Origin of the sequence: Paenibacillus ginsengihumi DSM 21568, assembly GCF_000380965.1 — a bacterium.
Lineage (GTDB): Bacteria > Bacillota > Bacilli > Paenibacillales > NBRC-103111 > Paenibacillus_G > Paenibacillus_G ginsengihumi.
In genome coordinates, this window is sequence record NZ_KB905572.1 from 33,165 (window position 1) to 54,048 (window position 20,884).

The window sequence follows — 20,884 nt, forward strand, 5'->3', positions numbered from 1 at the left end:
TTTGCCGAGATTTGCGTGAACAATTCGTGACTTCTCCCCTTCGTACTGCACGATCACCAGCGGATGCTCAAACCAAATGCCCGGCAATGCTCAAAACGGTATGTCTGGGACGGGCACCGGTGCCGTGATGTTCTGCAGCGATTTCCTATGACCAACTACAAAATATCCGCGCGGCTGGAACCTCAGCCCCTGAGTCGAAACAGCTGAATGCTAACGCCGACGACAGATGCTATTTTTATGATTTCAACGCTTTTAAAAAAGTAAAGAAACTGAGAAACGCTATTTTGCCAGAAAGCCCGATTTTGTTCGCAAAAAATATGAAATAAGGTTCCTTATAAGCGTTACAATCCCAAATCGATCGTTTCGATCGGTTTAAGCTTTGTCACAAGCGTTAGCGCGGAGTTTCGACCGGTTTTGCCCCCTTGGCATTTCGATCGGTTTAAGCTTTGTGACATGCGTCCCTCCCTCGGCATAACGCTCTGTTAAGCGATCAGCACGGCATACTAGCGGCTGAGCATTTAAGCCGTTCGCTTTTTCGTTCCTCGATCAACGGTCTATCTGCCAGTTCCACGACCGGAGCGCCTTCCAGAATGAAGCGTTCGCCCGCACCGTTGTTCAAGTGGGCGATCACTTCGCGGATCGCTTGCCGCACTTTCTTGTAATCGACAAGCTCCCACTGCTGCAGCAAAGGAATGTACCTGGCGTCCCCCGAATTCGCAACCTTCTGAAGAAACAGCAGAATCATACCCTGATTGCGATCCTTGAGATAAGTCATATCCGTAACGGGAACCCCGGCCTCTACCCATGCCCTCCACTGCGCCAGCAGCAGGTCCGCCATCTGCTCCCGCTGGATTTCCCATCCCCGCTCCGTAAACACCAGCACCGGCATGTCCCCGTCCCGGCTGATTGCCAGATAATCGTGTTTAATCATCCAATCCACGCGCTCGGTAATGTTCGCCATCGTCAGCGGCCTGTAGTATCCGTACTCTGCACTGTCATCCAGTCCCAACGCCAACAGTTTTTTGTCGCGGGAGCCTTTCAATATTTTGACCAGCATCGTTCTTCCCGCGCGCCCGACAATGTTGTCGGCGGCATGAAGAATGCTGCGCACTTCCTCCTCCTTCAACGCAAGCTTGGCAGATGCCTCGTTCATTTCCATCCCACTTCCCATACGTATCATCTATCAATCTCTACTATTCAATCGCCTGTTAGCTATTATAGACTATACTATAGCTAGTTTATTAATGATAAGGAGAATTTTTCGATGCTGACTCCAGAGCTAATAAAACCGTATATCGTTCACCCTGAAGCCGCCGTGAGCCGCGCAGCCCTCGTTTATTTCGCAGAGAGCAATCTGTACGAGAACGATCCGACGCTTATGCCGCTTGTCCTTGAGAAGCTTCAACAAAGCAATAAGGAGGATCACCTTTCTTTATTTGGCGTACCGCTTCCCGCAATCCGCCGAAACAATCGAACAGATCATGGAGCTTTTGAAAAATCCGCGTCTGGATTCAAACACGGGGTTTCATCTCGCACAGATCCTGCTCCACAGCGACCTGTCTCTGCTTGAACCTTATAGGAGCGAGCTGGAGCAGCAGCAGTTATTCACGTTGAAGCACCAGCAGCGTATTGACATCCGCAGTATGCCGAACGATCAACTCTTCCAGGAGTTCGAGCGATATCTTAAAGAGTCGTACGGAAAATATTACAACGAAATCGACACGTTTTACGGCGATCAATTGGTCCGAGAGCTTGGCAGGCGCGCCTGCTTGGATGAAGCTTATATTTTGCACGAGTTGGATTCGTATAATCCCGATAACGATTTCGGCTACGATTACATCTATTATTCGCAGCTGGCCGGCGAGATGCGGCTGGAATCGGCCATCCCTTTCCTATGCGGCTTCCTCGGTTCGGATGATGACCTGCTCCCCGCCAAGGCGGCGGACGCATTGGTGCGTATCGGCACAGAAGCCGTCGTATCTGCGGTGTCCGAGCAATATGTGCGGAATCGTTCGCATGAGTACTTCGGTCTGTACGCTTCCGACATATTCGGCAAAATCAAATTGCCTTCTTCCGAAGCCGCTTTGCTTGCGCTGCTGCCGGAGGAGGACGATCTCACGAATGCTACAAACTTGGCAAACGGCCTCTGCGAGATCGGTTCCATCCAAGGCATTCCGTTGGTTCGGCAGCTGGTGGAATCCGGTTACGATGCCATGCACATGGATCTGAAAGAGTCGCTTTACGCCCACTGCATCATCGCGGGGCAACAGCTGCCTGAATTGGAATCGTGGAAGAGCGACCTGGAAGAGAAGCGGCAGAAGCGGCGAACAGTGCCACTCACCCTCGCTCCGCTGGTCCATTCTGACAAAATCGGCCGCAACGATCCTTGCCCGTGCGGCAGCGGCAAGAAATACAAGAAATGCTGCGGGAGCAATGCGTAATCCCATCCCCGCCATTCCCGGATGGCGGGGGACTCTTCGTTTACGGCGCAAAGGTTGTCTAATTGTCCATCTCTGTATATAATGACAATGATAATCATTATCGATTTAGATGGAGGATTAAGCACCATGAAGGCTATCAACCACCGCTTTCTCATTGTGGCGACGATGCTGCTGATGACTGTCATGTTGGCTGCTTGCGGCGCCCACAACGGGAACCAGACGACAGATACGGCGAACAAGGCGGCCGGCAACAACGGCAATGCGGAAGAACAGGCGCAGACGAGAATATATAAAGATTTTAATGGCGAGGAAGTGGAAATTCCGATCCATCCGCAGCGGATCGTCTCCATCACGCATTTGGGCGATTTGACGGCCCTCGGCGTGAAGCCGATTGGCGCCGGCTCGGTCGCTTTGGAAAATTCCGTTCCTTTGAAGAAGGAGCTGGAGGGCGTCGAGAATGTCGGGGACGTATCCGTCGAGAAGGTGCTGGAGCTTGCGCCCGACCTGATTATCGTTCCTACGTACCTGCCGGCGGAGACGGTTCTTCAGCTGAAAAAAATCGCTCCTGTCGTCACGCTCGCTACTGCTGGCTGGGAAGGCATCGATCCGCTGGACGAGGTGAGAACGGTCGGCGAATTGCTGGGCCGCGAGCAGCAGGCGGATGAATTCATTACCCGCTACAAGCGAAAAGTGGAAGAGGCTAAGGCGAAGCTGAGCGAGATCATCGGTCCGGACGAAACGATCGGCACGTACTCCATCTGGGCGAAAAACTTCTGGGTATGGCCGAAAACGCGGGACGCCGGCTATAACCTGTACGAAATGTTAGGGCTGAAGCCGCAGGCGAAGATCGAGCAAGAGGTATTCCCGGCGGGCAAAGGCGCGGATATTTCGCTTGAGGTGCTGCCTGATTACGCGGCGGACCATATGTTCGTCACCGTTTATGAGCCGGAGGGCGGATCCGAACGCGCGCAGGAGGTCATGGGCGGATCGATATGGAAGAGCATTCCGGCAGTGAAAAACAACCGCGTCTACATGCTGAACTACAAGGAATTCTGGATGGTGGACGGATTAAACCTGGAGAAGCAGCTGGATATTCTCGTTGACACGATCGTGAGCCAGCACCAGAAACAATAGCAGCGGGAATGCTGATGATGCGGATTTCGCTGTCATGGGCAAAATCCGCCTCTTCTTTGATCCGGGTATATGAGGACTCCGACTCTGTAGGCGTGTCAGCCAATGTTGTATTTTATACAACAAAAACGGGAGAATGAACCGCATGTGCAGGTCAATGTTGCAAAAAATGTACCATTTCGGGCGATTTCCCTCGATTTGAAGCCGATCGACCCCAAATTGTTGCACGAACTGCAACATTCCCCTCTCTTTTGGCGAAGAACGGGGAAAATGTTGCACTTTCTGCAGCATCCATCGCCCAACATCCACGAGGCGAGGGTAAAACCGGATAGGCAGGGTCACATTCCGCTTCTCCGTCATCCGGCTGACCCGCCTGCAGGGCGCGATCCGCGCCCGTACGATTATCGCAGCCGGAGTCGCCAGCCTCCCATTTTCCACTATTTGGATCGAATAAAAATCTGACGCCGCTCATAAGCGAATATAACCAGCAATCCCCCGAGTATCGCGCAAACCATGTACATGAACGAGTAAGAGAAGGCGTCGGCGACCGGTCCCATCATCACGCCGCCCAGCGAAACGCCCAAATCGGCCATGGCAATAAACAGACCGATCAGCACATTGCGGTTCGCCTGCGGCAGGACGAACGTCAAGTACGTAGTCAACGTCGGGTAAAGCAGCGCCTGCGCGATTCCCATGAGCACCGCGCCCGTATAGAACAAAGCGGCTCCGCCGGCGCCGGCCAGGCTGGTGCACTGCGCCGCCGCTGCGAGCATGGCCATCGTTCCCATGACGAAAGCCGAATGCCACTTGCCGTCCGAGGGAATCCTTTTCCGCCAAAGCCAGCGGGCCGCGACCAGGGCTCCAGCCTGCAGCATCAAATAAATCGCGGCATTGCCGTCCTTCATCTGCGCCGCATACAGCGGAATAAAGGCCGTCACCGCCCCGAAGACGACGGAGGCGGCCAGCATCAGGACGCTGCATTTGAACAAATGCGGATTTTTGACGAGCTGGCCCAGCGACTGCAGCATGGCTGCGCCCTGCCCCGGCTGGGCGGCCGCCGGCTTCTCCGCCCTCTCGCCCCTGGTGGCGCGAAAGCCTACGACACCGGTAAGAATGGCGAGCGCCGTCATCGCCGCCGCAAACAGGCTCATATCGCCCGCCTGCCAGATGCCCAGCGCAAGCAGCGGGCCGATCATTCCCGGCATGGAGGCGCACAGGGAATACAATGAAATCCCTTGGGACCGGTCCTTGTCCGGAAGCGCATCAATAATGCCGAGCTGCAGCGCCATGGAGAAAAAGGCGGTGCACACGCCCTGCAGCATCCGGGCGACGAAATAGCCCCCTAACCCGGTAAACGTGTACAGGATCAAGGCCAGTCCGTTGACGAGCAGAATGGCGCGCAGCACTTGCGCAGCCCCGTATTTTTGAATGATATGTCCCGCCCACGGCCTGAGCAGCATCGTCGTAAACAGATACGCCCCCATAACGAGCCCGATCGCCGTATTGGTAGCGCCCAGCGCATCGCCCTTAAGCGGAATGATCACATTCAAAATCGCATTAGCGCTAAAATACAGCAATGTCAGCAAATATAACCGCAGAAAAGGCCAAGACAAGGCTCCTTTCATTGTCGCTCGCTCCCTCCCCTTCTCCTCGTCTGCGCTTATCGTCCTTGCGGTTATAGCACAACCATCTCCAGCAATTTCCTGGCATACGCGGATTGCACATCCTTCAATTGTTCCACCGCGACGATCTCTTCGATCTGACCGCTGCGAAGGATCATCACTCTGTCGCAAATGTAAGCGGCGGCCCGGATATCGTGCGTGATGAAGATGTAGCTCATGCCGTACAGTTGGCGCAAGCTTCTCAGCAGCTCCAGCACCTGCAGCTGCACCGAGCCGTCCAGCGAGCTGACGGCCTCATCCAACACGATGAGCTTCGGCTCCGTGGCAACGGCTCTGGCAATGCACACCCGCTGGACTTCTCCCCCCGACAGCTCGTGCGGGTATTTGCCGCGGTAGGACAGGTCCAATCCGACCTGATGCAGCAGCAGATCGATGGCGCTGTGCCGCTCCCGCCGAGACAGCCCTCGCAGCTTCAAAGGCTCCAGCAAAGCTTGCTCCACCGTGTAAAAAGGGTTGATCGACGCGGTGTAGTCCTGAAACACGGCGCTGATTTTTCCCCTTCTCGCCCTGCGCTCATCGACCCTTCGGCCATCGAACGTAATCGTTCCCCGATCCGGCTTCTCAATCCCTAACAGCAGCCGGCCCAAGGTGGATTTGCCGCTGCCGCTTTCGCCGATGATGCCAAGGCATTCCCCCGGCCCGCAGGCGAAGCTGATGCTGCGCAGCACGCGCTGCCTCTCCCTGGAAAACATCCCGGCTTTCTTATACGACTTCTCCACGCGATCAACGCTCAGCAACGCCCCCGCCAACTCCTTCCATCATTCGTTGAAAATGCCGGTCCAGCGCCAGCTTCGAGGATACCAGGTAGCGGGTATACGCATGGCGGGCATCCGAGAAAATCGCTTCGGCCGCCCCTCTTTCCACGATCACTCCCGCTTTCATGACGATAACCTCATCGGCCATTGTCCTCACTATGCCCAGGTCGTGGGAAACCAAAATCATCGCGCAGCCCAGCCTGTCCCGCAATTGCGCCAGCTGCTCCACGACCTCGAACTGCGAGATCGTATCGAGCGCCGTCGTCGGTTCATCGGCGATGATCATGTCCGGTTCCAGCACGATGGCCAGCGCAATCATGATCCGCTGCAGCATGCCGCCCGACAGCTGATGCGGATATTGATTCAGAATCGCGGCCGGGTCCTTCAGCATGACGCTTCTCATCGCCATGACCATGCTCGCATCGCTTTCGCTGCGGCTCCAGCCGTAATGCTGCTTCAGCGTCTCCCGGAGATGGACGCCGATGACGCGCGAAGGATCGAAGGCGCGCATGCCGTGCTGCAAAATCATGCACATCCGCTTGCCGCGCAGCTTCCTCATGTCTTGTTCGGAAAGCTCGCTCACGTCGACTCCGTCAAACCGAATGCTTCCGGATTGGCGGATGGACGCTTTGTTCAATCTCATGACCGCCCTGCAGGTAACGGACTTCCCGCTCCCGCTTTCTCCGACAATCGCCAAACAGCTTCCCTGCCTTACCTGAAAAGAACTGCCGGGCACGATCACATGCCCCGTATCGCTGTCCCAAATGCGCAGATCGGACACTTCCAATATGTTCGTCAATGGATGAAGCCACCTCTTTTCCCGTTAACGCGTCAACGCTTCGGCAGAAGCAGCCGCCCCCGGCTGGCTGACACGGCGGCTCTTCAATTTAGGGTCTAAAGCGACTTGAAGCGCATCAGACAAGAAATTCATGCTGGATACGACGATCACGATCGCAAGTCCCGGCGCCAGCATGAGCTCCGGCCGGGAAAACATGACCGCCCTCGCTTCGCTCAGCATCATGCCCCATTCCGCATGAGGGGCCTGAATGCCCAGGCCGAGGAACGAAAAGCCCGATACTTGCAAAATCATCGTGCCGAACGAGCTGCTGGAAATGACCGCAATATCCGGAAGAGCAACCGGGACGATATGCTTCGCCATGATGCGGATGTGGCTAAGGCCGAGCGCTTTGGAGAACTTGACATAATCCGACTCGGCATATTGCAGCACGGAAGCCCGGATGACGCGGGCAAACCAGGCCCATTTCATCAATACGAAGGCAATCAAAATATTTTCCAGACCTGCTCCCAGCATGCCGATGACCGCCAGCGACATGACGTATCCCGGAAACGAGAGCATCACGTCGCATACCCTCATCACGACCGCATCCGTCTTCCCTCTGAAATAGCCGGCAGCGAAGCCGAGCAGCGCGCCGATGCATACCGACGCCGCCAGCGCCGCGAACACATACAGCACGCTCGGACGGATTCCGTAGATGAGCCTGGACAAGATGCAGCGCCCCAAGTGATCGTTGCCGAGCAAGTATTCCCACGATGCGGGCGCAAAATGCAGCTCCATATGAACCTCCTCCGGATCGTGCGGCGCCAGGAAGGGAGCGAAGATGCCGGCGATAACGATCGCGCCGATCACGGTCAAGGAAAGGGCGGCCAGCTTGTCTTTCCACAGTTGTTGGATAAGTTTCATCTAGAGCTCCTTTTGCAATTTGGGGTTAATCGCCGCCTGGATTATGTCGGACGCAGTATTAAGCAGCACGAAGGCTGCGGCCAAAACGAGCACGTAAGCCTGAATGACCGGAAAATCCCGGCCCAGAATGGAATTTACCGTCAGCGTGCCGAGTCCGGGCCAGGCAAAGACGTTCTCCACGACGACCGTGCTTCCCAAAATGATCGGGAGGGCCATGCAGAACACCGACACGGCCACCTGCAGCGAGTTTCTGATCATGCGCGCGGTAATTCGCCTCTCCGGCAAGCCGCACGCCCTGCCGTACAGCACGTAATCTTCGTGCAGCTGGCTTAGCATGGAGCTTCTGACGATGCGAAAGTAAATGCCCGCATAACTGATCGTCATAACGGCAACCGGCAAAACATAGCTGGCATGCGATTCCATTCCGCTCGTCGGCAGCCAGTCGAGCTTGACGGAGAAGCACCAGATAAGAAGGGCGGCCAGCCCGTAGGACGGCACGGAGGTCAGGAAGAAGGAGATTCCCCTGACCGATCTGTCCAATAGCTTCCCCTGCCGCAGCGCGCAGATGACGCCGAGCGCAATGGATAGCACGATAATGGCCGTCATCGATGCCAGCGTCAGCTTTAACGTATGCAGAAAAGCCGGCCCCAGCAGCGACCATACCGGCTTGCCCGTAACGTACGACTTGCCGAAATCAAGCTGCAGGCACGCCCCGAGCCAAGCGAAATAGCGGATCAGCAACGGCCGGTCCATTCCGAGCTCCGCTCTCGTTGCCGCCAGCAGCTCGGCGGTGATTTGCGGCACGCCTTGCGCCTGCAATACCGCTTCGGCCGGATCGAGCGGCGAAAGATGACTCAAAGCGAATGCGAAAAACGAAATGACGAGCAGCAAAGGAAGCGATAACAGCGATCGCCTGACGATGTATCGGCCCATGCCCATCTCCTTCTTCTTGTCGGTTTATTGAAAGTACATGCGCTCGAACGGCAGCTCGTATTGCGTTTGCTTGAAGGAGATACCCTGCAAGCCGGCCGGCGCCACGACGGTGATATGGCCGTTCGTCAGCGGAATAAATACGGCTTCATTGTGAACGATCGTTAATATGTCCGCGTATAACGATTGCCGCTCGGCCTCATCCGCGGATACCATCACTTGGCCGATTTTCCCGTGCAGCTCGTCTGCCTGAGAAATGCCGCTTGTCGTATGATAATAGGACGATTCGGACGTAAAAGCGGCGATCGTGCTCTGCGGATCGTACGCAAGACCCCAGGTTTGGTTGAACAGCAAATCGTAGTCGCCCGTCGCCCGTCTGCTCGCGATCGAAGACGATTCTTCGCCGACAAGCTCCAGCTGAATGCCGATTTTTTTCGCCGTGTTCTGGAGCAATTCGGCCTGCGTCTTTTGCGAAGCGGCATTGACGTCGTAATACAGCTTCATCGCGAGCGGTTTGCCGCCCTTCATTCGCACGCCGTCCTTCTCGCGAACCCAGCCCGCCTCGTCCAGAAGCTTGTTCGCCGCTTCCAAATCGTAAGCGCGCGGCTTAAGCTTTACATCGGCGTAAGGGATGTTGGCCGAGAACAGCGTGTTCGCCGGCGTTTCCGTGCCGTGAAAAATTTGCTTGCTGATCGTATCCCGGTCGATTATGTGCCAGATCGCTTCGCGAACGGCCGTTTCGTGAACGGGGCTTGCTGTTTTGCTGCTGTTGGCCACGATCATTTTCGTGTTCATCGGCCCGCTGCGGACAATCTGGTAATTGCCGGAGGCGGCCAGCTGCTCCATCGCTTCGATGTCGATGCTGTCCGCTCCCCGGTCATCCGTAAACACCAGGTCGACCTCGCCTTTTTGCAGCGCCAATAAGGTCGTTTCCCCTGCCGGGAGCACCTTCGCGGTAATTTTCTTGATTTTGGGCGCGCCGCCCCAGTAATGTTCATTCGCCTCGAACACGGCATACTGGTCGGTTTTATGCTCGGCGAGCTTGTAAGGGCCTGTGCCGTTATAGCCGCTGATGCCGTCTTTGGTGTGGCCGCCCACGAAACTTTTCGGCGAGACGAACACGTAAGGCCGGGTCATCGACAATTCGACCAACGTCGGATAATAAGGCTCCGACAGCACCAATCGGACCGCATGCTCGCCGACAACGTCGCAGCTTACGATCATCGTCGACAGCTTGATCCAGGAATGCTTGCCGGCATTGCTTTGCACGGCGTCGATGTTTTTCTTCACCGCTTCCGCGTTAAACGGCTCTCCGTCATGGAAAGTAACGCCTTGTCTCAGATGGAAGGTGTAGACTTTCCCGTCGTCGGAAATGTCCCACGATTCGGCCAGCAGCGGCTTGATGCCGTCCGGCGTATTTTCCACCAGCGACTCGTACACCATCCCCTGAGCCGGCATGGAGCCTAAATACAGATGGGGATTCATATCGCTGATGTCCTTCGTTACGGCGAACACAAGCGCTTCGGCTTGATTCGCTGCGTTGGGGCTTGCGGCGTTATCGCTGTTGCAGCCTACCAGCAGCGTGATGGCCATCAGAAAAACAGCTAACTGCAGCATCGCTTTTCGGGTCATTCCCATCTCCTCCTGCCCCTTGCATGAAATTCACTGCATACCAGCCTCACGTCTTCGGCAAAGCTTTGCACGGCAAAGGCATCCGACAGCGACTCGCCCTCAAGCGCCCGGGCGGCTTCTGCAAGCTTGCGCTCGTAAGCGGCAATAAACCGGTCGATCGTCGGGCAGTCCGAACCGACGTGCCTGGCAATGCCCTGGATAATTTTGATCCGGTAGTAGTCTTCCTTGGGCATGCGCGGAATGTCCCAGTCGCCTTCCTTGTTCACGAAGATCGGCCGAATGGGCACCGCCGAGAAGTCGAAATATTTGCCCTCCCGATCCGGTTCGGAAAAAGGGTCGATCAGCAGCGATGCATAGCGGATATACAATAAATATTGCTGGCGAATCGTCTCCAGCCGTTCGAAATGATCGATATCGTGGCGCGATATGCTCTCCGCTCTGACCGGATAGTTGTCATCGATCATGAACTTGAGCAAGTTGACGCCCCGGATATTCAGCTTGCCGATCGTCTCCGTGATTTCTTTCCAGGCAGCCAGCATATCGCGGATCAAATATTGCGTAATAGGTCCTTCGGGATACAGTTTGTACACGTATTTTTTGACCGCTGTCCTGCCGAAGACGGCTTCCAGCGTAAAATCGTTCATAAAGAGAGGCGGATGGACGTATAAAGAGATGTTTCTCGTTTCCGCTTCGAGCGGAGACGGCATCGCTTCCATGGCGATCCCCAATGACTCGTACAGCTCGCAAAACCGTTCAACGCTGCGGGAAGGAAGATGGGTTGAGCCGATATATACCTTCTTCTTCACCCCCGCCGTGATGACTTCATTCGACGGCCGATCGCGCATCCAGCGCGTATCGCCAAGGTATGTAGAGAAGCTGATCACTTCCGCGTCCGGCTGAATCCCGCTCATATATTGGCGGACCAGGCTGCCGGAGCCCAAGGTCGGGGAAATGAGCGCAATGCAGCGCACATGCCTTAATATCCGATCGCTGATTTGCTGCAAAACGCCGAGATAGGCGTCGGTGGTCACGGCCAGCACAACCGTATCCCATTCCCCCGCGATGGCGCCGTATCCGCGAAATACATGATCGATCCTGCACTCTCCCGCCAATGGCCGGTGCTGTTCATTTTGAATTCGCGCGCGCATTTGACCGCGATTTTGCTGCAATGCGGCAAAGAACGATTCGGAACGAACCGACTCCCGCCCGACGATTCCTACGCAGCAATTCCATCGTTTCTTCAGCAAGACTGCCAGCTGAACGGACACAGGACCGGTTCCGGCCAGCAGCACTCGTCTGCAATCGCTCATACGGGCCTCCTTTTCCATGTATAGGCTATGCTTTTTGGTACAGGGCGATATCAAACACATGATCCGGGCGCAATATCGTGTCAACCAGCTTCCATTTTCGCGCGTCCACCTGCTGACTGGGATAATTGAATAGCGACTTCAACCGATCGCCATATCGCACCGCCGCAACGACCCGCCCGTTCGTTAACGGATGCAGCCGGTCCAGCAGCTCGTACTTTTGCGCGATGGTCGAGCTGAAGATAATATGAGTCAGGTCGCCGGCGTCCGCAAGCTGTTCGACCGACGCGCGCTCCAGCCGGATGCGCAAGCCACTTCCCAGCAGCTCCGCTACTTTCCGGCCAAGCCTGACCGCTTCCGCATCGATGTCGATACCGATCACTTCCGCATCCGTTCGCCTTGCGATCATTAATGGCGTCATCGGAAAGGAGCCTGCGCCAACCATCAACACCTTGGAGCCCGAGCTGATCTGAAAGCTGCCGAATTCCGTTTCGATGCACGATTCGATATTTTGAAAATATTCGGTCCGCGCGGCATTCCCGTTCAGAAGCTTGAGTGCGCGGTACTTCTCCATGATCGACACGCAGCGAGCCGACGTCCTTCGCAGTTCCTCCGCAAGCCGGGCAAGCTCGGGGCCCGCTTCCTGCTCCAGCTGCTCCCAAGCTGCGCGATTCGCTTCATCCGTAATGAAAGCGGAGTAGGCATCGATGACCGTCACAAGCTCCGCGCTGCGGTCGGTCGTGCCGTCGAACCGGCTGGCCATCATCGCAAATTGCTGCAAATACTCCGTCATGAGCTGCCGAAGCTGTGCCGTACGATTCAATTCCATCACCTGCTCCCATGTCATTTCACACCTCGATATAAGCTTTGCCCTGTGCGACAATGTCGACCGTCCCTTCAATCTTCACACCGGTCACTCCGCCGTGGTCATAATCGGCAGTGACATGGATCGTCCCGCCGGGCTGCCGGATAGGCGCGGATATCGCCCCTTTGCTTTGCCAAGCCAGGTAGGCGCCAAGCGAGGCCGTCCCCGAGCCGCAGCCCTTCTCCCAAACCATGCTGCCGAGCGGCGGCACATAAATGAGCGGGGCCAATTCGTTAGCATCGGGCTTGAACAATAACACGCCGATCAGGCTGGCGCCGAACGTGACGCCGAGCAGCTTGGCCAAGCTTTGCGCCCTTTGCCTCTGAAACGCGTCGAATTGCTCCACTTCGATGACAAGATGAAAAAAATCGCTATACCTCACTATGGCGATAGGCAAATCGTCGTCCTCATACGTGACGGTCTGCTGCTCGATTTTGACCGGGGTCGGCATGGCGACCTGGCAGCGATACGCTTCCTCGATTTTCTTCACCTGACATAACACCAACTGCTCGGTCCCGGAAGCTTCCAGGGCGATTTCCAGCGAATCGCTGCGGTTCATTCCTTGCTCAGAGGCCAGCAAAACGGCCAAAGCCATGCAAGCATTGCCGCAAAACTCGCCTCCCGCCATGTGCAGATGAGCGGCCGCTTCCGGCTTCGCCGCCTGCTCGATGAAGCCTACCTGCTCGGCATGCACGCTGTCGTAGGACATCATCTTCGCCGCAATGCGCGCATACTCGTCGGCCGCAAGCCTTGTCTTCACAAGAATGGTCATATTTTGCGCAGGACTTAATTTGACAAAATCGATTTCGCGTTTCATCTCGGGCATCCCTCTGCGAATAGGAATGGGTGAAGCGGAGGCCTCCTCGTTTTACTTATAAGTAAAAATTACGATTAATCAAATGGAATTATATCCTTGCCTGGCGTTAGCTGTCAATCGCAATTTTTCATTCCGCAAAAAAATATTGCCCCGCCGTTTCCAGAGCTCTGATCACTTCCGGCCATACATTCACAACTCTGTCACATCATCGGCTTGAATTCGCCCACACTGACTCGAAAGAGCCATAGCAAGCTACGGGCGGCTAAAGGTAAGATATAAGGAACGAGGCAGAAGAGACAGAAGAGACAAAGATGCAGATCAGGAGAAGGAGTACGAGCAAGAATGGATTTCGGAGAACTGCTGAACGCTTACGGATTTCGGACGATGTTCAATCCGGAGTTCTTGATGGCGGTAAGCATCGCCGTCCTTTTCTATTTACATTTCGCGAGGGATCGCCTCGACAGAACCGGGGTTTTCGCTTTGCTTACCGGTTCGCTTTGTTTTTATTTGACGCTGGGCGGGCCGCTCAACCTGCTCGGGCAGCTGTGGTTCAGCTTCCATATGATTCAACAAGCCGTGCTGTATCTTCTGGTGCCGCCGCTGCTGTATAGAGGAGTGCCTGGCGACTTTCTCAGGAAAATAACGCAAATCCCTTACCTCTCGAAAGCCGTTGCCCTGTTCACGACGCCTTTGTTTGCCGCCGTGCTGTTCAATCTGGCTTTTTCGTTCTACCATATGCCGGTGATTTTCGATGCGGCGATGTCCGATTACGCGCTCCATCACTTGCTTCATTCGGTGTTGTTTATTTTCTCGCTGTGCATGTGGTGGTCTGTCTTCAGTCCGGAAGGGGCGACGAACAGCCTGAGCGAGCTTAAAAAAATGGGCTACATGTTTCTGAACGGCATCCTGCTCACGCCGGCATGCGCGCTCATTATTTTTTCCGATCAAGTCAATTACAGCGCCTTTACCGGAGCCTCCAAACTGCTCTGCCTCCCCTTCTACTCGGTCGTTGTGGACCTTCCCGAGAACGGAATCAAGTGGCTGACGCCGCTTCAGGATCAGCAGCTTGGCGGGGTCGTCATGAAAATACTCCAGGAGATCATTTACAGCTGCATTTTGGCCTCGACCTTCTTCCGGTGGTACCGTAAAGAACGCGATGCCGAAGAAGAGCTGGAGCCCGCGCTTACGAAGCAATAGGCAAAGCCCGCCGGATGCCGCAGCGATCAAAGCGGGTCTTGCCTCCCTGTCGTTATCGTTTGCCCATCCAGCCTTGTTCGTAGGCGTATCGCGCAAGCTGCACCCGGTTGTCCAGCTGCAGCTTCTGAAGAATGTTTTTCAGATGATTTTTCACCGTATGCTCGGATATGTCCAGCGCGTTTGATATTTCCTTATTGCTCAGCCCTTTGGCGACCAGGCCCAAAATCTCGCGTTCCCGGCCCGTCAAAGGGCTATGCTGCGGTCCGCCCGCGCCCGCGCCCAGCGGCGAAAACTCCTTGAGGATGCGGTAAGCGAGCTCGCGCGTCATCGGGGCCTCGTCGTCGGCAATGGCCTTCAAATATTCGTGCCACGCTTCCGGCTTCAAATTTTTCAGCAGATAGCCTTGCGCCCCTTTTTTCAGCGCATCGAACAAATGGGCGATATCGTCCGAGACGGTGACCATGACGACCTTGAGATACGGAAATTTTTCCTTCAGCCGCCGGGTCGCCTCCAGCCCGCCCATGCCCGGCATCTGAATGTCCATCAGCACGAGATCCGGCATCCACTGCTCGCTGAGCGCGAGCGCCTCTTCCCCGCTTTTCCCTTCCGCGACGACGATAAAAGCCGGATCGCTTTCCACGATCATACGCATCCCTTCTCTGGCCATCTCGCTATCATCCACGATCAGCACCCGCAATGCGTTCATCCTCGTTTGCCTCCTTTCGGATCGTTACTGCCGTGCCGCGATCGCCGCTATCGATATCGAGCCGCCACGCCATCGTTTTGGCGCGGTCCCGCATCATTTTTAGCCCGTACCGGTTATTTCCCGCCGCCTCCTCCAGCCGGAAGCCTCGCCCGTCATCGGCGATGCGGCAAACCCAGCCTGTTTCCGTCAGCGATGCCTGAATCCGCACATTCGCGGCATCGGCGTGCTTGTGAATGTTAAGCAGCGCTTCCCGCACGATCGCGAGCAGCTCCACCTTCTCCCTGGCCGACAGCTCCGACTCCGGGATCGCCCAATCCATGTGAAATTGCAAGGCCGTCTCATGGCGCAGCTCGTCGATCAAGCTTTCCACGCCCCGCAGCCACGGGCTCGTGCCCGCATCGGCCGCATGGCGCAGATTGGCGATCGCCTGCCGGACATAATCGTTGGTGCGACGGACGCTCTCCTTCAATTTGCGCAAGGAGAGCTCCCCGGACGGCTGCTTTTGCTCCAGCTGCATCAGCTGCGCGTTCAGGAAGAACAGCGACTGCGCGATGCCGTCGTGCAGCTCCCGGGCGATTTTCTCCCGCTCCTCAAGCACGGCCTGCACCGCCTTGGCCCGATTCAGCTCCTCCTGATTATGCTCCATCATGGCGAACAATTTCGTCAGGAAGAGCAGGGAAACGAGCAGCACGATGACGGGCGCCAGCCAATTCCCCAGCTCCATCGAAATATAAGGGAGCAGAAATTCGTGGCGAACGTATTCCCAGACGCCGATCGTCAGCGTCGGAATCGTTAAAATCAGCCATTTGATCTGTTTATAGGTCACCCGCAAGTCCTCCTCTCCGGGCGAAGCTCGGGCAGCCTGTTGCCGCGACTACGGGGAAGAATGGAAACCTGCGAAAATGCCAATTCGATTCCATAGCGTGCTCCAGACCGGCTTCAGCTTGTCAGCCGTGCAGGCTGATTCGGGCCCATAGCCGCTCTCCTGCGCCTTGTCCCAGGTCGTTTCGGTCAAACAACAACAGGAGAACGGCCGCCCCCGCTCCGCCCGGCAGCCATCGCCTGCGCCTAATCATGCTTGATCCGCTCCATCATTTGCAAAATATCCGCCATCTCCGTCAGCGCCCCCTCGTGCCTCTCCAGCAGCGTGCCTTCCTCATCGATCAGCACCGTAAGCGGCAGTCCGGCGGCGCGATACCGCTCCTTGATCTTCAGCTTGCTGTCCAATACGATCGGGAACGACAGCTCGTACCTTTCGGCGAATTTCTGCGCCGTTTCTTGACTATCGCCGACATTGACTGCCAGCAGCTCCACTCCGCTAAGCTTATAGGCTTCATTGAGCAGCGGCAGCTCGTTGACGCACGGATTGCACCAGGACGCCCAAAAATTGAGCAGCACGCCTTTTCCTTTGTAATCGGCCAGCCGCACCTCGTTTCCCTGCAAATCCGTGAGCGTAAACGACGGAGCTGCCTCCCCCACCACGGCGTACTTTCGGGACTCCGCCCAAAAAGATGCCGCAGCATACACAGCCCCTGCGATGACAACAAGCAATAACGCGTATTGCAGCAATCTGCGGCTCGTCATCGGCCGAACCAACTCCTTGCTTATAAATTAGACACCTTCGCCGTCGCTTGTCACCTGCGGTACCGAACAATCGCCGCCGCGCTTTAGCGAATATTCAGGAGTCGAACGATTCGGGCGGTTCGCCCGGAATTCCGAACAGCTCGCCGAACGCCTGCTGCAAGCCCGCTGCGCCGAATCGGCGGCGAATGTCGGCCTTCTTCCCGTCCAGCACGACGCCGCCGTCCCGCAGAAACACGATCCGGTCCGAGAGCGCTTCGGCGATCTGCAGCTGGTGCGTCGAGAACAGGACCGTCTGACCGGCAGCGGCGGCCTGGCGGACCAGCTTCACGAAGCTTTCCATCCAGTAAGGGTCGAGGCCGTTGGTCGGTTCGTCCATGACGATAAGCGGCGGCTTCGCCAGCAGCGCTTGCGCAAACAATACGCGCTGCCGCATGCCCTTCGAGAAGGAGGCGACCGGCTTGCTGCCGGTGTCGGCAAGGCCGACCTGCGCCAGCGCATCGCGGGCCCGCTCCTTGCCGAGCCCGCGCAGCCTGGCCCAGAACAGCATCGTCTCCAGCGCCGTCAGTCCCGGACTGAAGCGGTAGTCGTCCGGCATATACCCGATTTGCCGGGCGTAACGCCGTCTGTCGTCCTCCCAGCGCAGGCCGTTCACGGCAATCGTCCCGCTGGTCGGGCGCAGGATGCCTGCCAGCATGCGCAGGAGCGTGCTTTTGCCCGCGCCGTTGCCGCCGCACAGGGCGACCACCTCGCCTTGCCCGACATGCAGATGAACCTCGCCGATCACGGTTTTTCCTTGGAACGCCTTGTGAACCGCATCGAAGCGAACGAGATGATCAGCCACGTCCTCTCCCCCTTTCCCACAGGCCGTATGCGACGGCCAGAGCAGCGCCGATCCAGGCGATCATCGTGCCCACAAAAACCGGCGTCCCCCAGGGAGAACGAATCCACACCATCCAGTCGTAATATTCCGGGCCGAGCGTCGATCCTCCCCCCAGCTTGACGACGGTAAACAACCGGGTCAATTCGGCCGGATTGAGAAAGGTCAGCGCGGTGACCGCCGGTTTGATCCACGCATACGGCATCATGCCGAGCGCGGCGATGAGGACGGACGGCCAGGCAATGACGGTGAAAAACCATACTCCCACCGCGATCGTGAGCGCCTGCCAACGGCTGACGGCGAGCGTGCCGACCAGCATCGCCGCGCCGAGAAAAAACAGGGACAAGAAGGCCGAGAAGACAAGCAGCTGCCGGTAAGTCGAACCGTCAAACCCGCCGCCGAGCAGCCAGCCTGCCGCGCCCGCCAAGCCGAAGCCGAAGGCGACGATGGCGAGCAGCACGACGGACAGCCCGATATATTTGCCGGCCAGAAACGCCCATGTGCCGAGCGGATAGGTCGACAGCAGCTCCCAGTTGCCTTCCTCCTTCTCGCCGGTCAACGAGAAGGAGCCGAGCATCAGCGCCATCAGGGGAAGCAAATACATCGCCAGATTCAGCATCGTGCCGCTGGTGCCGGAATATCCCTTCACATAGCCCTGCGCGTTAATCAGCAGCAGACTGAACATAAATAGAGCAAAAAGGGCCATAAACGAATAGGCCCATGGATTGCGAAATCCGATCTTCATCTCTCTTACGGCGACGTATCCCCATTCCTTCACGAGCCGTGACCCCCGGCCGGTTGCGGCGGCTGCTCATTTTCGGAGGAAGGCCCTGCCGGCGAGTGGCCATGCTTGCCCTCGCCTCCCATATTCATCATATCGCGATGGACTTCCCACGAGTGATTAGCCAGCTCCTCCGCCGTCATCAGCTTGCCTTTTCCCTGTTCAGCGATAAAAGCCTTGGCGTCCGCTTCCTTTTCAAACGAGACGATCCCGTAAGCCATCGGCGTTTTGAAAGAAGCATCGTATACGTAATAGGCTTTCTCGTAACGAAGCCATTGCTTGCTGTTGTAGTCGCGGACGAAAGCCGCGCCGATCGTCTCGGTGCCGTTCTCCTGCTTCCACTTGTTCATGCAGCCGATGTCGTCGAACTTGAGCGACTGCCCGTCTTTGGTAATGATCTGGGTCGCATATTGATCGTCCTTCACTGCCATCTTGCAAATTGCGCATACATCGGTCGCCTCGTTGATCGCCTGCGGCTCGTATTGTTTTCCGCCGCAGGCGGCAAGCAGCAGCCACAGGCCTGCCAGCACGGCGATTACGCTTATTGTTCTTTGGCTCATATGCTTCGTCTCCTCATGCTAAAAATGAATAAAACCGTACCTGCAAGCAAGGCGAACCCTGCCAAGCCGGTTCCGCTGCCGCCTGCAGGGCGCTGCTCCGCCTGCGGGGCGCTGTCCGGCAGTGCCATCAGCGGCGCCGTATCGGCGGCCCACTGGTCCCGCCCCGCCTGATAGAGCCCTTCGAGGAACACCATGCCTGGCGATTGAAAGAACAGCTGGAACGCCGGCCGCTTCTGGGTCAGCCCCTGAAAAAACGGATTGATCGCATACGAGATATCGCTGTAGCCGTCTCCATCCGCATCGATGCCCCGGAAGCTGTCCCAATAGTTGCCCGTTAGCGCGTTGTTTTCGCTGCCGCGCGCCTGCGCATCGGCCACGTTGCCCAGAAACTGATTGCCGGCAACCGTATTTTCGCTCGACTCCAGCAGCTGCAGGCCGATAAAATTGTAGCTGACCCGGTTGTTTTCCAGACGGTTGGCAGTCGATTGCTCCACGTACAGGCCGACCCGGTTGCCGTCCACCGTATTGTCCGCTACGACCGTCTCGTGCGCGTCGTACAGCAAAATCCCTTGTGAATTCACATTTTCGCTTTGCTTTGTGAACGTGTTGCCGGTCACGGTCACCTGCCTTGCGGTCATTACCATCGCGCCGGTTACATTCAAGTTCCCTTCATTGCGCTCGATGACCGTTCCCTTGGTGTACATGCAGTGGACTCCGTAGCGGGAGCGCTCGATCACGTTGCCGGCAACGAACGCCTCGTCGCTGTTTTCCATGTATATGCCGTCATGCACATCGCGAATCGTATTGCCTGCAAGGCGCCAGCGATGCGCGTTGTACAGATCGATGCCGTTGCCCTTGTCGGCCATCCGCACGCCGTCCGCGGCCCATTCGATCGTCGTGCGCGTCACCGCGCCTTCATCCGCATCCCGCGCCGCGATCCCGTCCGCGCCCGTGCGGATGCGCAAGCTGTCCAGCACGGCCCGATGCCCTGTAACGAGCACGGTCGGCTCCTCTTTGACCGCCTCGTCGACGATGCTCAGACCGGCAACCGTCGCGCCGTCGGCTTCGATCGACACAGCCGGACCTATGCCGACGTGGCGCAGCACGGCCGCGCCTTCCTGCTCCGAGCGGAGCGTCAGCGGCTTGTCGATCGTGATCGGTCCCTCGTACGTGCCGGGCTTCAGCACGATCGTTTCTCCCGGTTCCGCCTTATCCAGAAGCGCCTGCAGGCTGGCCAAGTCTTGTTCCGCCCGCCCCTGCCCGGCAGGCAGCGATGCGGCCAGCGCCAACAGCGCCCAGAGGCACCATCTGAAGGCTGCGGCCCTCATCGCACCTCGACCGCTTTCTTCTTGGTCAGATGGATGTCATCCGCGTACAGATGAATATACACGGTGTAGCTCCCTTGCTCCGGGAAGGTAAAGGAGCCGCTGAATACGCCGTCGCCCTGATAAGCCGCGTCCACCAGCTTCGGCTTGCCGTTCACCCGGATATCGAAGGTGACGGATGCTTTGTCCGATACGTTCAACCCCGTGAACGTCGCCTGCAATTCCGCCGGGCTTCCGGCAGCCACGGTCTCCGGCTTGGTCGCGAGCGTCGCTTCCACCGCTTCCAGATCGACCGGTTGCCCGCTGGAGCACGACGTCAGCAGCATAACCGCCAGCGCGAGCGCCGCGGCGAGTCCCGCGATGTTAGGCTTCATTCGTTCACCACCTCTGCAGCTTCTCTTCCGACACCCTACATTGTAGCAATACGAATCGCGCTGTCCTATAACTCAACCGGGCTATTTCAGGCGCTCAACATCGACAGCTTTGTGTCAGCATGCAGGCGAAAGTGGCCCTAAGGAGTCATAGCAAGTCGTCTGACTTTCCGGTAAAATGAGATTCGCTATGAGCTTGAAGTTAACGAGGGGAGATGAAG

Annotated in this window: 22 protein-coding genes; 4 read left to right on the forward strand and 18 right to left on the reverse strand. The window is 57.0% G+C overall.

Translation table 11 applies throughout. The features are described from left to right. Positions 1 to 490 precede the first annotated feature (490 nt). Entirely contained in the window at positions 491 to 1,153 is a 663-nt protein-coding gene (locus tag F591_RS0113925) for an RQC-minor-1 family DNA-binding protein (protein WP_211217587.1), read from the reverse strand. Positions 1,154 to 1,264: 111 nt separating this feature from the next. Between F591_RS0113925 and F591_RS32015 the strand changes: the two genes are divergently transcribed. From F591_RS32015 to F591_RS0113935, 3 genes are all read left to right on the forward strand, one after another. Then, the gene (locus F591_RS32015; RefSeq protein ID WP_169445853.1) at positions 1,265 to 1,570 is read left to right on the forward strand and encodes a hypothetical protein; all 306 of its coding nucleotides are present in this window, start codon (positions 1,265 to 1,267) and stop codon (positions 1,568 to 1,570) included. A 40-nt stretch (positions 1,571 to 1,610) separates the two neighbouring features. Further along, a complete protein-coding gene (locus F591_RS0113930) occupies positions 1,611 to 2,441 on the forward strand; it encodes an SEC-C metal-binding domain-containing protein (protein WP_169445854.1) in 831 nt (276 codons plus the stop codon). Between the two features lie 126 nt (positions 2,442 to 2,567). Continuing rightward, complete coding sequence (locus F591_RS0113935; RefSeq protein WP_019535228.1) at positions 2,568 to 3,575, forward strand: ABC transporter substrate-binding protein; 1,008 nt, start codon at positions 2,568 to 2,570, stop codon at positions 3,573 to 3,575. Positions 3,576 to 4,009: 434 nt separating this feature from the next. On the opposite strand, the gene cntE is transcribed toward F591_RS0113935, so the two are convergent. From cntE to F591_RS0113980, 9 genes are read right to left on the reverse strand one after another with little or no spacing between them, the layout of a single operon-like run. After that, a complete protein-coding gene (cntE, locus tag F591_RS0113940; RefSeq protein WP_019535229.1) occupies positions 4,010 to 5,197 on the reverse strand; it encodes a staphylopine family metallophore export MFS transporter CntE in 1,188 nt (395 codons plus the stop codon). A 50-nt stretch (positions 5,198 to 5,247) separates the two neighbouring features. Continuing rightward, positions 5,248 to 5,991: an ABC transporter ATP-binding protein gene (locus F591_RS0113945; protein ID WP_019535230.1), complete on the reverse strand. Its 744-nt coding sequence runs from the start codon at positions 5,989 to 5,991 to the stop codon at positions 5,248 to 5,250. After that, positions 5,978 to 6,808, reverse strand: coding sequence for a staphylopine uptake ABC transporter ATP-binding protein CntD (cntD, locus tag F591_RS0113950; protein WP_019535231.1), 831 nt, complete (start codon positions 6,806 to 6,808; stop codon positions 5,978 to 5,980). Before cntD ends, F591_RS0113945 begins: the two co-directional genes overlap by 14 nt. Positions 6,809 to 6,832: 24 nt before the next feature. Further along, positions 6,833 to 7,711 carry a staphylopine uptake ABC transporter permease subunit CntC gene (gene cntC / locus F591_RS0113955; protein WP_019535232.1) on the reverse strand — a complete coding sequence of 293 codons (879 nt, stop codon included), beginning with the start codon at positions 7,709 to 7,711 and terminating at the stop codon, positions 6,833 to 6,835. Further along, entirely contained in the window at positions 7,712 to 8,644 is a 933-nt protein-coding gene (opp1B, locus tag F591_RS0113960) for a nickel/cobalt ABC transporter permease (RefSeq protein ID WP_019535233.1), read from the reverse strand. Positions 8,645 to 8,668: 24 nt separating this feature from the next. Beyond that, positions 8,669 to 10,273 (reverse strand): staphylopine-dependent metal ABC transporter substrate-binding lipoprotein, encoded by a 1,605-nt coding sequence (gene cntA / locus F591_RS0113965; protein ID WP_026326609.1) that lies wholly within the window; start codon positions 10,271 to 10,273, stop codon positions 8,669 to 8,671. Next, entirely contained in the window at positions 10,270 to 11,583 is a 1,314-nt protein-coding gene (locus F591_RS0113970) for an opine metallophore biosynthesis dehydrogenase (RefSeq protein WP_019535235.1), read from the reverse strand. Before F591_RS0113970 ends, cntA begins: the two co-directional genes overlap by 4 nt. Positions 11,584 to 11,608: 25 nt before the next feature. Then, positions 11,609 to 12,409, reverse strand: a complete 801-nt coding sequence (locus tag F591_RS0113975) for a class I SAM-dependent methyltransferase (protein ID WP_040741729.1) — start codon at positions 12,407 to 12,409, stop codon at positions 11,609 to 11,611. A 19-nt stretch (positions 12,410 to 12,428) separates the two neighbouring features. Next, positions 12,429 to 13,262, reverse strand: coding sequence for a histidine racemase CntK family protein (locus tag F591_RS0113980; RefSeq protein ID WP_026326611.1), 834 nt, complete (start codon positions 13,260 to 13,262; stop codon positions 12,429 to 12,431). A 342-nt stretch (positions 13,263 to 13,604) separates the two neighbouring features. Between F591_RS0113980 and F591_RS0113985 the strand changes: the two genes are divergently transcribed. Next, positions 13,605 to 14,459: a cytochrome c oxidase assembly protein gene (locus F591_RS0113985; protein WP_019535238.1), complete on the forward strand. Its 855-nt coding sequence runs from the start codon at positions 13,605 to 13,607 to the stop codon at positions 14,457 to 14,459. Positions 14,460 to 14,511: 52 nt separating this feature from the next. On the opposite strand, the gene F591_RS0113990 is transcribed toward F591_RS0113985, so the two are convergent. The 8 genes from F591_RS0113990 to F591_RS0114025 form a co-directional block, all read right to left on the reverse strand. Beyond that, the gene (locus tag F591_RS0113990; RefSeq protein WP_019535239.1) at positions 14,512 to 15,165 is read right to left on the reverse strand and encodes a response regulator; all 654 of its coding nucleotides are present in this window, start codon (positions 15,163 to 15,165) and stop codon (positions 14,512 to 14,514) included. Continuing rightward, on the reverse strand, positions 15,134 to 15,991 hold the full coding sequence (locus F591_RS0113995; protein ID WP_019535240.1) for a sensor histidine kinase: 858 nt from the start codon (positions 15,989 to 15,991) through the stop codon (positions 15,134 to 15,136). The genes F591_RS0113990 and F591_RS0113995 overlap by 32 nt, the downstream gene beginning before the upstream one ends. Before the next feature lie 242 nt (positions 15,992 to 16,233). Continuing rightward, complete coding sequence (locus F591_RS0114000) at positions 16,234 to 16,749, reverse strand: redoxin domain-containing protein (RefSeq protein ID WP_019535242.1); 516 nt, start codon at positions 16,747 to 16,749, stop codon at positions 16,234 to 16,236. A 94-nt stretch (positions 16,750 to 16,843) separates the two neighbouring features. After that, entirely contained in the window at positions 16,844 to 17,590 is a 747-nt protein-coding gene (ccmA, locus tag F591_RS0114005) for a heme ABC exporter ATP-binding protein CcmA (RefSeq protein ID WP_019535243.1), read from the reverse strand. Next, entirely contained in the window at positions 17,583 to 18,404 is an 822-nt protein-coding gene (locus F591_RS0114010) for an ABC transporter permease (protein WP_019535244.1), read from the reverse strand. The genes ccmA and F591_RS0114010 overlap by 8 nt, the downstream gene beginning before the upstream one ends. After that, entirely contained in the window at positions 18,401 to 18,967 is a 567-nt protein-coding gene (locus F591_RS0114015; RefSeq protein WP_019535245.1) for a nitrous oxide reductase accessory protein NosL, read from the reverse strand. Before F591_RS0114015 ends, F591_RS0114010 begins: the two co-directional genes overlap by 4 nt. Beyond that, on the reverse strand, positions 18,964 to 20,295 hold the full coding sequence (locus tag F591_RS0114020; protein WP_019535246.1) for a right-handed parallel beta-helix repeat-containing protein: 1,332 nt from the start codon (positions 20,293 to 20,295) through the stop codon (positions 18,964 to 18,966). The genes F591_RS0114015 and F591_RS0114020 overlap by 4 nt, the downstream gene beginning before the upstream one ends. Continuing rightward, positions 20,292 to 20,666 (reverse strand): hypothetical protein, encoded by a 375-nt coding sequence (locus tag F591_RS0114025; protein WP_019535247.1) that lies wholly within the window; start codon positions 20,664 to 20,666, stop codon positions 20,292 to 20,294. The genes F591_RS0114020 and F591_RS0114025 overlap by 4 nt, the downstream gene beginning before the upstream one ends. Between the last annotated feature and the right edge of the window lie 218 nt (positions 20,667 to 20,884).